Here is a 14,218-nt window from a genome sequence, read left to right as displayed (position 1 = left end):
GGAGGGATTCGAACCCTCGATGGCACCAACCAAAAACCAAGCCCTTGAATCTACAGGGTTCCCCACTGCTGATTCGGCTCATATTGTACCTGCGTCTTGTACCTGCCCGGAATGTTTATGGCGAAAAAATCTGAGCGATCTTCTGTAATAAGGATTTAGCCCCCTTTCCCCCATACCGGGGGTGGGGGTCACTTACTACACCCCGCCAAGCCGCCTCGGAATCTCTCTGCCTAATGCTGGCCGCTCAGTCTTGCGCCACCTCCTTGCGACCCTCCGGCAATGCCGCATGCCATGTACAACCCAAGCCGAGGCCACAGTGCTAGGCGTTCTCTTTGGGTATACCTCAGCGACAACGGCAACAGCTCCTGAGTTTGTTGTCGTTTGACAGGGTCTTGACCACTCATACGGCAACATGCATAGTGACAACACCTTAACGACAACAAGGAGATGTCACCCATGTTCATCCGTGCATACCTCCGGGCATCCACCACTGAGCAAGACGCCAACCGGGCGCGCTCTGCCCTGGACACCTTCGCCCAAGGCCATGGCCAACACATCGCCAGCTACTACACCGAGAACGAGAGCGGGGCTTCTCTGCAGCGCCCTGAGCTGTTCCGTCTGCTGGCTGACGCCAAGCCGGGGGACGTTCTCTTGGTTGAACAGGTCGACCGCCTGAGCCGTCTCACAGAGGGCGACTGGCAGCAACTCCGGGCAACCATCAAGGCAAAGGAGGTGCGGGTCGTTGCCCTGGACTTGCCTACCTCTCAGCAATTCATGGCCAGCACCAGCAACACGGCAGCCGATGCCTTCACCTCTCGGATGCTGGGGGCCATCAATGACATGTTGCTTGATATGCTCGCTGCGGTCGCCCGGAAGGACTACGAAGACCGGCGCAGGAGGCAGAACGAAGGCATCGCCAAGGCCAAAGCCCAAGGGGCATACAAGGGGCGAGGCATCGACAAGGACAAGCACGCCAGCATCATGGCCCTTCTGAACAAAGGGACAGGTATCAGGGAGACGGCCAAGCTCCTGAACGTCAGCACCAGCACCGTCCTCCGGGCGAGGGACAAAGCCAACGCCACAGCCTGACGCCTATCACCTGCACCACAAAGACGAAGCCCCCGGAGGTCACCCAGCGGGGGCTTGGCGTATCTAGGAGGTTATCCAGTTTTGGATAATCCCCACCGGAGGAGATGGCCCAAATTTGGGCCATGTCGAAGAGGTCTCCCCAGTTTTGGGGGATGATTCAAATCTGAATCATGTGGACGAGGTCAGCCGAGGAAGTCAGCCAACCCCAACGCCTCAAGCACAGCCTCCGGGCGCTCCCCCTTGGCGTACCACCAGTCAGACCAGCCATCAGTCACCACCACCTCCCCGGCAGCCTCGACAGCCTGAGCCAGCGGGCGGGTCACCAGCCACCACACCCCCGGCACTTGGGGCGTCCTCTGCTCTACCTCCGGCCAATACGTCAGCAGCGTGGCGGTCTGGTCTGCCAATACATGCGGGCTGGTCTTGGTCGGTACTGCTACAGCTTGCATCCGTTCTACTCCTTGTCTTTGGTCTTGAAGCCTCCAGGCAATCCCCTGGAGCGGCCCATAGGATGCCCAAGAGCAAGGAGAAATTGCAGTCTACCCAGCACGATGGCTACACTTTAGAAGCACGTTCAGAGCCAATCGCAACCGCTTCCGAGAACATCAACGCTAGCGAATGTATCTGGCTGCTGTCTTTCTCCTCCCTGCGTCTCCTCTCCTGTTGTTTTCTCCTGGCGTCAGCCGGCCACCAAGGCCACCAACTGACCAGTCTTTAGGAGACACAACATGAGCAACATCATCACCCGCGACTACAACGGCAACGTCTTCCAGTTCCGCTCTGACGGCTACTTCAACATGACCAAGGCTGCACAGGCCTTCGGTAAAAAGCTGGACAACTTCTGGCGTTTGGACGGCACCCTGAGTTACTGCCAGGAGCTGGCCCAAGCCCTGGGGCTAACTCCCTCAGATGTGAGGGATTTAACTGGCGGCCTCATTGAACCGTTGAAAGGCCGCAACGGCGGCACCTGGGCACACCCCAAGCTGGCCGTCTTCTTCGCCCGCTGGCTGGACGTGAAGTTCGCCGTGTTCTGCGACATGGTCATCGACGACATCCTGAACAAGAAGGCCGAGTTGACCATCACCAAGCCGGGAGAGTCGATGGCGATGAAGGTTCCGCAGACGTTCTCTGAAGCCCTGCGTCTGGCAGCCGAGCTGGAGGAGCAGAAGGAAACCCTGCGCCTGCAGAACGAAGCCATGAAGCCGGCAGCCACGCCCCTTTACCCCCAGTAATAGCAGAAAGGAAAACCGCTCTAGGCGGCGTCTTTCCTGCCTCTCAGCACTCCCCCGGCGACTCCTCCCGACACCCTGCAGGGCTACCCCTGGCGGGGCGCTGACGTTCGCCTATCACACAGGAACACTACCCGATGAAGCATCAACTACCTGCGCCCCTGGTGCGCTTCCATGTCCATATGCTCCGAGACCATGCCACCCAGTTGGTCGCCCTGGCCAACGCCTTGGCACAGCGGAAGGGGCGCGATACACGCCTGGGCGAAGCCCTGGAGCTGGCCCTGGTCGCTGGCCTGAGCAAATCGCTTGCCGATCTCTTGGAGCTTGCCCAGGACGACAAGGACGCCCCTCACTGGCTGCAGCTTGGCCCAGTCAATCGCATGGGTGGGAAGGCGCTCACCCCGGCTGAACTGAGCCGCTAAGGGGGACGCATGGAACAACTACCGAGCGTCACCAGCACCAGCGCCGTCGTCATCGCCCAGCTTTGCCGCGCTCCTGAATTCCAGATCAGGGACAAGCTCTGCCAAGCCACAGTCAAACGCTACGCAGCCGCCATCAAAGCAGGCCAGCAACTGCCGCCCCTGAGCGTTGCTCTTGTCGATGGCGTCCCTTGCCTTGTCGATGGATACCACCGGGCGGCTGCTCTGGAGCTACTGGGGCAGGCCACTGCAGAAGCCACCATCACCACCGCTACCAAGCCGGATGCGGAGTGGATGGCAGCCAAGGCCAACAAGCAGCACGGACTACCCCTGAAGGCGAAAGAGCAACGCAAGGTCTTCAGGACTTTCATCCGCACTGGGCAATACCGGAAGGGCCGGGGGAAGCTGATGAGCTACCGGGAAATAGCCCAAGAGATTGGCCGGTCGCACGTCACCATCAGAAACTGGATGGCCCAGGACTTTAAGAAGCTGTTCAGGGAGTACGGCCAAGAACTCAGCAATGGTATGGGGGAAGAGGCAATGCCCGAGAAAGAGCAGCCACCAGCGGACGCCAAGCCAGCCCTTGAGCGACTGGCCCAAGTCAGGCAGGACTTTCAGGCCACCTCCTGCCCCCATGCAAGGGAAGCCATCCGGCAGGCCCTGCATAAGCTACAGGGGGAACTCCTGAAGGACTGGCTGGAGCCGGAAAGCGACTTCTGAGCCTCCAGACTTCTTAACGATAGACCCTGAAAGCCACGGCTGACGGGGTCTCTAGGCGATGCTGTTAAATTTTAACAGTGCAAGCAACAAAACGAGGGCGCAGCCCAGTAACGGCGCGGCCTACAGCCAAGTGAACTCAAAACAGAATGAACACCTACACCATCTACACCGACGGCGCATGCACCAACAACGGCAGTCCCTTTGCCCAGGCGGGCTGGGGAGCAGTACTCACCAACCCACAAGGCGACACCCTGGAGATTGCAGGGCCAGTCCCCGAGGGTCAGCCTCAGACCAACAGTAGGGCCGAGCTGATGGCCGTTGCTGAAGCCCTGGAGCAATGCAAACAGCCGGCGCCTATCATCCTGCACACGGACAACGATTACATCGCAAAGGCCTTGCAGGGATGGCTGGCGAGCTGGAAGGCCAAGGGCTGGAAGAAGTCGGACAAGAAGCCCCCGGAGCATCTCGACCTATGGCAGCGAGTTGACCAACTGCTGCAGGGGAAAGAGGTCACCGCCCACTGGGTGGAGGCACACAGCGGCGTTCTGGGCAACGAACGCGCCGACGCCTTGGCAAAGCTAGGGGCCACTGGGAAAACGCTCAGGAAGCGCACCAAGAGGCCCACAGAGGCGGCCTAAGGGAGCAACCCGGCATCCTTGGCGATGCTGGGGAACCTCCTCAGCTCTTCAGCCATGCGGCTCAGAGGATTCCCCCCATAGCCGGCACCGACATTGGTCGCGGCATGGCCTGTTATCCAGTCGCTGACTGCTGTCTCTATGCCCACCTCTCGACACAGGGTCTTGAAGGTATGCCGGAGGCCATGGGCAGGGCTAGCCGATGAATGCACCCCCGCCACCTCTCGCAGATACTTCGCCCAGGCTTTCCCGACCGCATAGCCGTAGCCGTTGGTCTTGTGCGGCTGGAGCTTCGGGAATAGACGCCCGCCAGCCGGCAAGCCCTGGACATAGTCGAGGAAGCCCAAGGCGAGCAGGTCATCATGTAAAGGGACGCGCCGGACGCTGCTCCCCGTCTTCACGCTCTTGTCGTCACCTGGGCGAAGGTCGAGGAACCAGACCCCGGTATCAGGGCAACGCCTCACCTCAGCAACCAACAACTGAGCCACCTCCCCCAGCCTTGCCCCTGTGTACGCCAGCAACAAAGGCACCCAGTACAAGGCGCGCCCGAAGTCACTGCGAGGGGGCGACCACTGACCATGGAAGAGCGGGCCGGAGAACATGGCCCGGAGGTCTTGGCGCGTGTAGGCCTTTTCCTCCCCAGTCCTACGCACTTGGCGGCGGCTGACACGCACCAGATCGTTGATAAGACCAGAGGCGAGTACCGGCTCTTCGGGGATAACCTCCAGGGCCTTGCAGGCATACCCCAGCACGCCGGAGAGGAAGCGCAGCTGCTTTTTCACCGAGGCATGAGACAAGGTCGGCAACCCCTCAGCCTCTGCCTTGGCGATGGCCTGGGGCAATGTCAGGGAGCGGATCCCGTCACCCTTGGCGGGCATCTTGAGCAAGGCGCTGCAGAAGTCCATGCAACGGGCGCGGCTGATCTGGGAGACGGGCAAGTCGCCGTTCAGCTCAATGAACCGACGTACCACAGCACGGCATTCGCTCACAGTCTTGTCTGCGGTCTTGTCCATGGACAGCTTCTTGGTCACCCACCCCTCCAGCACCTCGGAGAGCCTGGGAGCTTCAGCCTTGGCACCGGCTGCATCCCTGGCCAGCGGAACAGCAGCGGCGGGCAACTCTGGAGCTGAACGCCAGTCACCCTCTTGGCGGCGCTGAGCGAACGAACAGAGGCGGCACCAGCTACGGAAGAACTCATCTATCAAGGCCCGATAGCTTGGGTCTGCTGTCTCAGGCAGAGGCAAGGAATGACGCTGCAGCTCCTCCTTCACCAGAGGCAAGGCCACCGCCTCCCGCTCTTGGAAGTTGCTGCTGTCATGCACGGCCACAGCATCCAGGGGCAAGACCTCATCACCGACCTGAGCCAGGAAGGCGGTCAGCGTCTGTTGGTCTGCTTCCCATTCAGACAGGACACGCTGCGACCACCTGTCGGCCAGCTTCGGAGCATCTGAGGGGAGAACCTGGGGACGGCCCTGGAGCTGCTCACGGGCAGCCTTGAAGGCTTCTTCGCAGCGCATGGCCTCAGCGCGGAAGCGGTAACGAGCCTCCGAGATGTCGCGGGTCTTCAGTGAGACCTTCCATTCACGCTTGCCACCGAAGGCTGAGCGGATGGCTTCGGGGATGCCTATGCGGCAGTAGTAAATACCTGTCGTGGGATGCGCCCAAACCTTGGCCATACGACACATGCTCTGTACCCCTTCTTTGTACCTATTAGGCACCAGCAGGGGGAGGCCTGAAACGAAAAAACCCTTGAAATCGTTAGAAATCAAGGGCTTATCATGTCTGGCGGTGAAGGAGGGATTCGAACCCTCGATACGGTTTCCCGTATACACACTTTCCAGGCGTGCTCCTTCAACCGCTCGGACACTTCACCGGATCTCGCCAGCCTGTTCGGTCTGTCGAGGCGCGCTAAGGTAGCCGAAGGCCTTGCGCAAGGCAACCGTTTTTTTAAATTTTTCATGCGCTTAACGTACCTGCTGGAAGTTGTCCGGGCAGCCCTTGGTACACTGCCCGGCATTCTTGGCGAGGTGGTGGATGCACTGGGATATTTTCTGCCGGGTAGTGGACAACTACGGCGACATTGGCGTGACCTGGCGCCTGGCGCGGCAACTGGTCGCCGAGCATGGCCTGCGTGTGCGGCTGTGGGTCGATGAGCTGGCGGCCCTGGCGCGCCTGTGCCCTGAGACTGATGCACAGGCAGCGCGGCAGATGCTGTGCGGTGTAGATGTGTGTCACTGGTCGCCGCTATGGCCAGGCGGCGTGGCGGTGGCGGATCTGGTGATCGAAGCGTTTGCCTGTGAGCTACCCGAGGCCTATGTAACAGCCATGGGCCAGCGGGCCCAACCTGTGCTTTGGCTGAATCTCGAGTACCTGAGCGGCGAGGCATGGGTGGAGGGTTGCCATGCGTTGCCGTCGCCGCAGGCCAATGGCGTGGCCAAGTTCTTCTTCTTTCCCGGCTTTACTCCGGCGACGGGTGGGCTGCTGCGCGAAACGGATCTGCTGGCGCGTCGCCAGGCGTGGCAGGCCGGCGAATTCTTGCAGCGTCTTGGCGTGCAGCCTGCGCTGGGCGCGCGCTTGATCTCCTTGTTTGCCTATGAAAATGCTGCGTTGCCCGCCTGGCTGGAGGCACTGGCGCAAGCGCCCCAGCCAAGCCACCTGCTGGCCCCGGAAGGGCGCATTCTGGGTGACGTGCAGGGCTGGCTGGGTGGCCAGACGTTGCTGCCGGGGGAGTGCCGGCAGGTCGGGCAGCTGAGGATTCAGCTGTTGCCGTTCCTGGCGCAGGATGACTACGACCGGCTGCTGTGGAGCTGTGACTTCAATGCCGTGCGTGGCGAGGACTCCTTTGTGCGTGCGCAGTGGGCCGCACGGCCCATGCTCTGGCACATCTACCCGCAGGCCGAGGATGTCCATCTCGATAAGCTGGAGGCTTTTCTCGATCGTTATGTGGCGCACTTGCCAGTAGTCCAGGCGGAGAGCCTGCGAAACATGTGGCTGGCCTGGAATGGGCGGGGAGACATGCGCCAAGCCTGGGAGGACTACCTGCGATACTGGCCGGCACACCGACAGCATGCCCTGGACTGGGCCGCACAGTTGGCCCGGCAGGACGATCTTGCCGCAGCGCTGGTGCAGTTTTATCGAAATTGGCTATGATACGCGGCCTGCAAATTCGCACCCCCAGTCTATTTTTCGGATATTTCGTATGAAAACCGCACAAGAAATGAGAGTGAACAGTGTGGCGCTGATCGACGGTCAGCCCTGGCTGATCCAGAAGGCCGAATTCACCAAGTCCGGTCGTAACAGCGCCATCGTCAAGATGAAGCTGAAGAACCTGCTCAACGGCTCGAAGACCGAGACCGTCTACAAGGCCGATGACAAGATGGAGCCGGTGATCCTTGAGCGCAAGGAAGTGACCCTGTCCTACATCAATGGCGAAGACTACGTATTCATGGATCCGGAGTACAACTCTTATGAGCTGCGCGCCGAAGACCTGGAAAGCGTTCTGCCGTTCATCGAAGAAGGCATGACCGATGTGTGCGAAGCCGTGTTCTTTGAAGGCAAGGTGATTTCCGTCGACCTGCCGACCACCATCGTGCGCCAGGTGGTCTACACCGAGAACGCTGCCCGTGGCGATACCTCCGGCAAAGTGATGAAGCCGGGCAAGCTGCGTAACGGCACCGAGATCAAGGTGGCCGAATTCGTTGAGATCGACGACTGGATCGAAATCGACACCCGCGACGGTTCCTACAAGGGCCGTACCCAGGCTCCGCAAGCCTGAGTTTGCGTTGCTTCTGAAAACCCGGCCGGTTGGCCGGGTTTTTTTATACCCCACTCTTGCACAAGGAGGTTCGCATGAACGACCACACCAATCCCTACCAGGCACCCCAGGCGGCATTGCACGAGCAGGCGCCGGGCGAATTGCTGCAGGCATCCCGTGGCGCCCGCCTGGGTGCCGTGCTGATCGATACCTTTCTGTTGATGTTGATCACCATCCCGCTGGCCTATTTCGACGGCACCTTCGAGCAGATTGCCCAGGGGCTGGAGCCGAGCCTGTGGCAGCAGGTGCAAAGCATGCTGGTCGGTATGGTGGCATTCGTGCTGATCAATGGTGCCTGGCTCAAGCGTTATGGGCAGACGGTGGGCAAGCGGATCTGCAAGGTACGCATTGTCGACGTGCAGGGACAGGTGCCGGAGCTGGTCGGCCTGCTCACCAAGCGTTACCTGAGCGTGTGGCTGGTGTCGGCGATTCCGCTGCTGGGTGGCTTGCTGTGCATCATCAACTATCTGTTCATTTTCCGTGCCGACCGCCGCTGCCTGCATGACCACCTGGCGGGTACCCGGGTGGTACAGGCTGACTGAGTGCTCAACCCAGGCGCTGCAACAGCGCCTGGTCCCAGGGCGGCTGTGGGCCGAAGCGTTGCTTGAGAAACTCCAGCAGCAGGCGACTGCGCGTGTTGGCCGCCTGCTCCAGGCGCAGTGCATAGATTCCGCTGGGTTCCGGGGCGGGCAAACCGTCCGTACAGAACAGCGGCAGCAATTCGCCGCGCAACAGATGCTCACTGATCAGCCAGGTCGGCAGGTGGGCGATGCCCAGCCCGGCCAGGGCGCCCTGCAGCAGAGCTTCGGCATTGTTGGCGGTTAGTCGCAAGCGTTTGGGGCGTAGTTGTCGCCACTGTCCGTCGCAGCGAAAGCGCCAGGCGTAGGGTGGCGCCAAGCTATCCCAATCGACGCCTTGATGCTGCAGCAGTTCGCTGGGCTGCTGGGGGGCGCCTGCACGTGCCAGGTAATCCGGGCTGGCGCAGACAATCCGGCGCATGGGCGCGAGGGCGGTGGCTACCAGGCGGCTATCGCCCAGCGGACCGATACGCAGCACCAGGTCGACTTCACCGAGGTGGGCGCCCTGCAGGTCAACGAAGCTGTCGATCAGGCGTAGCTGTACGTCCAGTCCGGGGTTGTGGGCAAGGAACTCGGCCAGTGCCGGTGCCAGGTGGCGGCGCCCGAAGGGGGCGGGGGCATCGATGCGTATCAGCCCTTCCGGTGCGCTGCTCAGCGAGACCGCTTCGGCGCGTGCCAGATTCAGTTCGCCGAGGATGCGTCGTGCGCGCTCGGCAAAGGCCAGTCCGGCGGGGGTGGCCTTGACGCTGTGGGTGGTGCGCAGCAGCAGGCGGCAGCCGAGCGCTTGTTCCAGGCTGTCGATGCGCCGGGCGACGGCCGAAGGCGTCAGTGGATGACGGCGTGCGGCAGCGGAGAAGCTGCCGGCCTCCAGTACGTCGAGGTACAGGGCCATTTGCACGCCGAGGGTGTCTGGGTTCATGGCAAGTGCCTTTGCGATTTGTGCATAGCCATTGTGCGTGGCTGTGCATTTCGCGGAAAGCCGAACCTTCGTAGCATGGCAGGCCTGAGCGGAGGTGGACATGTCGTTGTTGCAGTTGCTGGTGGATTTCCTGCTGGGTGTGGTGCTGGGCCTGCTGGGTGGGCTGTTTGGCATTGGTGGCGGGTTGATTGCCATTCCGGCACTCGGGGTGCTGTTTGCCGTGGAGCAGCAGATGGCCCAGGGCACGGCACTGGTGATGGTGGTGGCCAACGTTGCCCTGGCGCTGTGGCGTTACCATCAGCGCCAGCCGATTGCCTGGCGTCAGGGCCTGGCCTTGGGGTTGTCAGGCTTGCTCAGTGCCTGGCTGGCTTCCTTGCTGGCATTGCAGCTGGATGGGCGCAGTATGCGCCTAGCGTTCGTCGGTTTCCTGGTGCTGCTGGCGCTGTTCACTCTCTGGCAATTGCGTCGTCGCGGCGCTCCGGTGCTGGCGCATTGGTCGCGCAGCACCTTCAGTCTGGGCGTGCTGGGCAGCGTCTCGGGCGTGTTGGGCGGGCTGTTTGCGGTGGGTAGTGCGGTATTGGCGACGCCGGCGCTGACCCTGCTGTTCGGCATGAGCCAGGTGGCTGCGCAGGGCCTGGCGCTGACCCTGGCCCTACCAGCGACCAGCGTGACCCTGTTGACCTATGCCGGGTATGGCCAGGTGGACTGGGCCATGGGTATCCCGCTGGCGCTGGGCGGTCTGCTCAGCATCAGTTGGGGCGTACGCCTGGCGCACGCCTTGCCTGATGTATTGCTGCGCAAGCTGTTTTGCCTGTTCCTGCTAGTCTGCGCCGCGGCCCTTGCCCTCAGCCTGTGAGGTGCTTCAGGCGCGTGCCTGCTTGAGGGTTTCGGCAATCAGGAAGGCCAGCTCCAGCGACTGATCGGCATTCAGGCGTGGATCGCAATGGGTGTGATAGCGATCGCAGAGACCTGCCTCGGTGATCGGACGCGAGCCGCCGATGCACTCGGTGACGTTCTGCCCGGTCATCTCGATATGGATGCCGCCGGCCACCGTGCCTTCGCTGCGATGGACCTGGAAGAACTGCTTGACCTCGGCCAGCACCTGGGCAAAGTCGCGGGTCTTGTAGCCGCTGGAAGCCTTGATGGTGTTGCCGTGCATGGGGTCGCAGCTCCACAGTACCTGGCGACCTTCAGCCTGTACCTTGCGCAGCAGGCGCGGGAAGTGCGCTTCGACCTTGTCGGCGCCCATGCGCACGATCAGGTTGAGACGGCCCGGATCATTGTTCGGGTTGAGGATGTCGATCAGACGGATCAGTTCGTCCGCGTCCATGCTGGGCCCGACTTTCACGCCGATGGGGTTTTCCACGCCACGCAGGAACTCGACATGCGCGCCGTCCAGCTGGCGCGTGCGGTCGCCGATCCACAGCATGTGTGCCGAGCAGTCATAGCTGCGTCCGGTCAGGCTGTCCTGGCGTACAAAGGCCTGTTCATAGTTGAGCAGCAGGGCCTCGTGAGCGGTGAAGAAACTGGTTTCACGCACCTGCGGCGAGCTGTCCATGCCGCAGGCGCGCATGAACGCCAGGGTTTCGTCGATGCGCCCGGCCAGCTGGCTGTATTTTTCCGCCAGGGCCGAGTTGGCGATGAAGTCGAGGTTCCACTGGTGAACCTGATGCAGGTCGGCAAACCCCCCCTGGGCAAAGGCGCGCAGCAGGTTCAGGGTGGCGGTGGACTGGTGGTAGGCCTGTAGCAGGCGTTGCGGATCGGGGACGCGGCTGGCGGCGTCGAAACCGATGCCGTTGACGATGTCACCACGATAGGCGGGCAGGGTGACGCCATCGAGGGTTTCGTCATTGGCCGAGCGCGGCTTGGCGAACTGTCCGGCCATGCGTCCGACCTTGACCACCGGGCAACCGGCGGCAAAGGTCATGACGATGGCCATCTGCAGCAGCACCTTGAAGGTGTCGCGGATCTTCCCGGCGGAAAACTCGGCAAAACTCTCGGCGCAGTCGCCACCCTGCAGGAGGAAGGCGCGCCCCTGGGTGACCTCGGCAAACTGGCGGCGCAGTTCACGGGCTTCGCCGGCAAAGACCAGCGGCGGGTAACCGGCCAGGGTCTGTTCCACCTGCGTCAGGGCGCTGGCGTCTGGGTACTGGGGTTGTTGCTGGATGGGCTTGCTTCTCCAGCTGGTCGGGCTCCAGGTATCGGGCATGGTGTTCTCGGGGAGGCGTCTGGGATAATGCTTAGCATGGTAATGGATTGGCCGGCCCCTTCAAATGCATGTGGGTCATAGTCCCTGTCAATGACAACGAGGAGTGCCCAGGTGGCGGTTGCCGGAGAAGAACAGCTGTTGTGCCAGGTCGAGGATGCCTTCGGGGTGATCCGTGTCTTGCAGGTCGGTGACTACCGCTTCCTCGAGTTTGGCGAGGCCATCGAGCAAAGCTGTGTGTTTATGCCTGACCCCAGCTGGCTGGAGTACGACTACACCCGCGCCATGCTGCTCGGTGCGCTCTGTCATGCCGCGCCGGAGAGCGCACTGTTTCTCGGCCTGGGCGCGGGCAGCCTGACCCAGGCTTGCCTGCGCCACTTGCCACTGGATGACGTCGAGGTGATCGAGTTGCGCCCGGACGTGCCCCGCCTGGCCATGCAGTACCTGGGGCTGACGGATGACCCGCGCCTGACTTTGCGCATTGGTGATGCCCATGAGTTGCTGGAGAGTGCCGAGCCAACCGATCTGTTGTTTCTCGATCTGTATACCGACAGCGGCCCGGCGGCGGCACACCTGGCCTGGCGGTTCCTCGATGCCTGCCAGGCCAAGCTCAACCCGGGCGGCTGGCTGATCATCAACCAGTGGGGCTGCCAGGACGGTCGGCCCTTGGGGGCAGCCCTGTTGCGCGGGCTGTTTCACCGGCACTACTGGGAGATCCCGGTGCCCGAGGGCAATGTGGTGTTGCTGGTGCCGGCCAGCCTGGAGCAATACCTTGATCGACGTGCCCTGGCCCTGCGGGTTGAGCGCCTTTCTGCGCAGCTGGGCTATTCGTTGCAGCCGTTGTTGCAGGCCATGCGTCCGGCCAGTTAGGCCCCATCCTGGTGCGGCGCATGCCCCAGGTTGGGGCGCCATAGCGCCTATTGCGCCTGTTTCTGGTGCTAGTGCACAGCTGTAAACCGCGAGACTCCCCACTTTGGCGCATTTTGGCCTGTTCCTTGCTGTGAACGGGTTCACTGTTGCCGTTGTGTAAGGAAAAACGCATGCCCGTTGTTGCTCCTGATTCCGCCATGGACTTGTCTGGCGCCGAGCGTAGCTGGTTGCCCTGGCTGGGCAAGACCGGCAAGTTGCGTATGGGCTGGGCCTGTTGGCTCAATCGTCAGGCGCGCCCCATGCTGGAGCAGACCTTTTCTGGCATTGCCGAGACGCGCGTGCGGCTGTTGCAGCGCTGGGCCGATACGCAATGGCAGGTATTGCAGGGGGCATTGGTCGGCTGGGATGGGCAGTTGGCTACGCTGGACACCAGTGTGCTGCGTCGCCAGTACGAGCTGGCAGCGGATTTCACGGAACTGTTCGTGATCGATGCCTGCGGGCGGGTGATGGCCTCGACGCATGCGCCGCATATCGGTCAGCGTGATCTCGCTGATCAGGCTGTTGCGGCGGGTTTGCGAGATGCGTTCCTGCATGGCCCTTATCGTGATGCACTGACCTTGAGTATCGGTCCGCGCAGCTCGCGCTTTCATGATGCCGTTACGCTGATGTTCTACATGCCGCTGCAGCACGCCGGTCGCGTGCTCGGTTGCCTCTGCGGACGGGTGCCCAACGACGTGCTGGGTGATCTCATTCAGCGGGAGGCTGGGCACATTTATCCGGAGTCGGGCGACAACTACCTGTTCATGGTCGAGTCGCGCTTCGCGCCTGGACTGGCCCCCGGCACCGCTCTGTCACGTTCGCGTTTCGAGGACAGTACCTTCAGTCATGGAGATAATCTGAAGCAGGGCGTACGCACGCCGTTTGGACAGGTAAGGGTGCGTGAGCATACCGAGCTGGAGCTGCGCTTTACTGATCCGGCCAGTGGACAGCTGCATCCTGGCGTGCGTGAAACCATTCGCCATGGCCAAAACCTATATGTCGGCTATCCAGGCTATGCCGATTATCGTCATGTGCCAGTGGTCGGTTGTGGGGTAACCCTGCAACTGCCGGGTAGCCCGGATCGCTGGGGCATGATGTGCGAAGCGGATCTGCAGGAGGTTTATCAGCGCCGATCAATCAGCTATCGGCTGATGAAAACCTACCTGGGTACGGTGCTGAGCCTGTTCTGTCTGAGCACCCTGCTGCAACACTTTTCCGGATTGCCGCCGCACGGGTTGTACCTGTGCAACGCACTGTTGCTGGTTGCCGGTGCCGCGGTCTTCGCCTGGCGAGGACCCAGGCGACTGGCTGGGCAGTTGCAGGCCAGTACCGAATTGCTGCGCACCATCGCCGAAGGCGGCGGTAACCTGACCCAGCGCCTTGACCGTCAGCGCCTCAGCGCTGACGAAGCCGGTGACATGGGGCGCTGGATCAACAGCTTCATCGATAATCTCGATGGCATAGTGGGGCAGGTCATCGGTGTGTCACGACGCGTGGCAGGCACCAGCCAGGACATGTGCCTACGCAGTAGTCAGGCAGCCAGCAGCGGGCAGGTGGTCGATGAGGCCGTGCACAGCATGCTGATGTTGGTCGAGGAGCAACTGGGCGAAATTCAGCAGGCAGCGATGACCGCCGAAGAGCTCAAGCAGGCGATGGATACGCTGATGAGTAGTGCCCGCCAGCGCCTGGATATTGTGCGC

The 14,218-nt window shown here is 61.8% G+C and carries 14 protein-coding genes and 1 tRNA gene; 10 read left to right on the top strand and 5 right to left on the bottom strand.

From position 1 onward, the window contains the following. Positions 1-456 precede the first annotated feature (456 nt). Positions 457-1,089: a recombinase family protein gene (locus CFY91_RS05270; RefSeq protein ID WP_093985306.1), complete on the top strand. Its 633-nt coding sequence runs from the start codon at positions 457-459 to the stop codon at positions 1,087-1,089. Between the two features lie 182 nt (positions 1,090-1,271). On the opposite strand, the gene CFY91_RS05265 is transcribed toward CFY91_RS05270, so the two are convergent. Next, positions 1,272-1,538: a hypothetical protein gene (locus tag CFY91_RS05265; RefSeq protein ID WP_093985305.1), complete on the bottom strand. Its 267-nt coding sequence runs from the start codon at positions 1,536-1,538 to the stop codon at positions 1,272-1,274. Between the two features lie 279 nt (positions 1,539-1,817). Between CFY91_RS05265 and CFY91_RS05260 the strand changes: the two genes are divergently transcribed. From CFY91_RS05260 to CFY91_RS05245, 4 genes are all read left to right on the top strand, one after another. Further along, positions 1,818-2,321 (top strand): KilA-N domain-containing protein, encoded by a 504-nt coding sequence (locus tag CFY91_RS05260; RefSeq protein WP_093985304.1) that lies wholly within the window; start codon positions 1,818-1,820, stop codon positions 2,319-2,321. A gap of 134 nt (positions 2,322-2,455) precedes the next feature. Beyond that, positions 2,456-2,740, top strand: a complete 285-nt coding sequence (locus CFY91_RS05255; protein WP_093985303.1) for a hypothetical protein — start codon at positions 2,456-2,458, stop codon at positions 2,738-2,740. A gap of 9 nt (positions 2,741-2,749) precedes the next feature. Then, complete coding sequence (locus CFY91_RS05250) at positions 2,750-3,457, top strand: ParB N-terminal domain-containing protein (RefSeq protein ID WP_093985302.1); 708 nt, start codon at positions 2,750-2,752, stop codon at positions 3,455-3,457. A gap of 146 nt (positions 3,458-3,603) precedes the next feature. After that, positions 3,604-4,095 carry a ribonuclease H family protein gene (locus CFY91_RS05245; RefSeq protein WP_093985301.1) on the top strand — a complete coding sequence of 164 codons (492 nt, stop codon included), beginning with the start codon at positions 3,604-3,606 and terminating at the stop codon, positions 4,093-4,095. Here the strand turns inward: CFY91_RS05245 and CFY91_RS05240 are convergent. Both CFY91_RS05240 and CFY91_RS05235 read right to left on the bottom strand, forming a co-directional pair. Further along, positions 4,092-5,777 carry a site-specific integrase gene (locus tag CFY91_RS05240; protein WP_133063670.1) on the bottom strand — a complete coding sequence of 562 codons (1,686 nt, stop codon included), beginning with the start codon at positions 5,775-5,777 and terminating at the stop codon, positions 4,092-4,094. The genes CFY91_RS05245 and CFY91_RS05240 overlap by 4 nt on opposite strands. 98 nt (positions 5,778-5,875) lie before the next feature. After that, positions 5,876-5,965 (bottom strand) — tRNA-Ser (locus CFY91_RS05235). Positions 5,966-6,126: 161 nt separating this feature from the next. On the opposite strand from CFY91_RS05235, the gene earP reads away from it, so the two are divergent. From earP to CFY91_RS05220, 3 genes are all read left to right on the top strand, one after another. Beyond that, entirely contained in the window at positions 6,127-7,242 is a 1,116-nt protein-coding gene (gene earP, locus CFY91_RS05230) for an elongation factor P maturation arginine rhamnosyltransferase EarP (RefSeq protein ID WP_093985299.1), read from the top strand. Between the two features lie 49 nt (positions 7,243-7,291). Then, a complete protein-coding gene (gene efp / locus CFY91_RS05225) occupies positions 7,292-7,867 on the top strand; it encodes an elongation factor P (protein WP_093985298.1) in 576 nt (191 codons plus the stop codon). A gap of 74 nt (positions 7,868-7,941) precedes the next feature. Continuing rightward, complete coding sequence (locus CFY91_RS05220; RefSeq protein ID WP_093985297.1) at positions 7,942-8,448, top strand: RDD family protein; 507 nt, start codon at positions 7,942-7,944, stop codon at positions 8,446-8,448. Positions 8,449-8,452: 4 nt separating this feature from the next. Here the strand turns inward: CFY91_RS05220 and CFY91_RS05215 are convergent, their stop codons facing one another. Continuing rightward, positions 8,453-9,403, bottom strand: coding sequence for a LysR family transcriptional regulator (locus tag CFY91_RS05215; protein ID WP_093985296.1), 951 nt, complete (start codon positions 9,401-9,403; stop codon positions 8,453-8,455). Positions 9,404-9,503: 100 nt separating this feature from the next. Here CFY91_RS05215 and CFY91_RS05210 point away from each other — a divergent pair, with 100 nt between their 5' ends. Next, positions 9,504-10,259 carry a sulfite exporter TauE/SafE family protein gene (locus tag CFY91_RS05210; protein WP_093985295.1) on the top strand — a complete coding sequence of 252 codons (756 nt, stop codon included), beginning with the start codon at positions 9,504-9,506 and terminating at the stop codon, positions 10,257-10,259. A 6-nt stretch (positions 10,260-10,265) separates the two neighbouring features. On the opposite strand, the gene CFY91_RS05205 is transcribed toward CFY91_RS05210, so the two are convergent. Then, positions 10,266-11,612, bottom strand: a complete 1,347-nt coding sequence (locus tag CFY91_RS05205; protein ID WP_093985294.1) for a class II 3-deoxy-7-phosphoheptulonate synthase — start codon at positions 11,610-11,612, stop codon at positions 10,266-10,268. Between the two features lie 111 nt (positions 11,613-11,723). Between CFY91_RS05205 and CFY91_RS05200 the strand changes: the two genes are divergently transcribed. Further along, the gene (locus tag CFY91_RS05200; RefSeq protein WP_229727208.1) at positions 11,724-12,479 is read left to right on the top strand and encodes a spermidine synthase; all 756 of its coding nucleotides are present in this window, start codon (positions 11,724-11,726) and stop codon (positions 12,477-12,479) included. Positions 12,480-14,218 lie beyond the last annotated feature (1,739 nt).

Source organism: Pseudomonas fluvialis (assembly GCF_002234375.1).
Classification (GTDB): Bacteria; Pseudomonadota; Gammaproteobacteria; order Pseudomonadales; family Pseudomonadaceae; genus Aquipseudomonas; species Aquipseudomonas fluvialis.
This window is presented reverse-complemented; position numbering and strand designations above follow the sequence as displayed.

Excerpts from the sequence above, each read along its gene's own strand:
- CFY91_RS05270 (WP_093985306.1), top strand. The coding sequence starts at position 457 with ATGTTCATCCGTGCATACCTCCGGGCATCCACCACTGAGCAAGACGCC.
- CFY91_RS05265 (WP_093985305.1), bottom strand. The coding sequence starts at position 1,538 with ATGCAAGCTGTAGCAGTACCGACCAAGACCAGCCCGCATGTATTGGCA.
- CFY91_RS05260 (WP_093985304.1), top strand. The coding sequence starts at position 1,818 with ATGAGCAACATCATCACCCGCGACTACAACGGCAACGTCTTCCAGTTC.
- CFY91_RS05255 (WP_093985303.1), top strand. The coding sequence starts at position 2,456 with ATGAAGCATCAACTACCTGCGCCCCTGGTGCGCTTCCATGTCCATATG.
- CFY91_RS05250 (WP_093985302.1), top strand. The coding sequence starts at position 2,750 with ATGGAACAACTACCGAGCGTCACCAGCACCAGCGCCGTCGTCATCGCC.
- CFY91_RS05245 (WP_093985301.1), top strand. The coding sequence starts at position 3,604 with ATGAACACCTACACCATCTACACCGACGGCGCATGCACCAACAACGGC.
- CFY91_RS05240 (WP_133063670.1), bottom strand. The coding sequence starts at position 5,777 with ATGTGTCGTATGGCCAAGGTTTGGGCGCATCCCACGACAGGTATTTAC.
- earP (WP_093985299.1), top strand. The coding sequence starts at position 6,127 with ATGCACTGGGATATTTTCTGCCGGGTAGTGGACAACTACGGCGACATT.
- efp (WP_093985298.1), top strand. The coding sequence starts at position 7,292 with ATGAAAACCGCACAAGAAATGAGAGTGAACAGTGTGGCGCTGATCGAC.
- CFY91_RS05220 (WP_093985297.1), top strand. The coding sequence starts at position 7,942 with ATGAACGACCACACCAATCCCTACCAGGCACCCCAGGCGGCATTGCAC.
- CFY91_RS05215 (WP_093985296.1), bottom strand. The coding sequence starts at position 9,403 with ATGAACCCAGACACCCTCGGCGTGCAAATGGCCCTGTACCTCGACGTA.
- CFY91_RS05210 (WP_093985295.1), top strand. The coding sequence starts at position 9,504 with ATGTCGTTGTTGCAGTTGCTGGTGGATTTCCTGCTGGGTGTGGTGCTG.
- CFY91_RS05205 (WP_093985294.1), bottom strand. The coding sequence starts at position 11,612 with ATGCCCGATACCTGGAGCCCGACCAGCTGGAGAAGCAAGCCCATCCAG.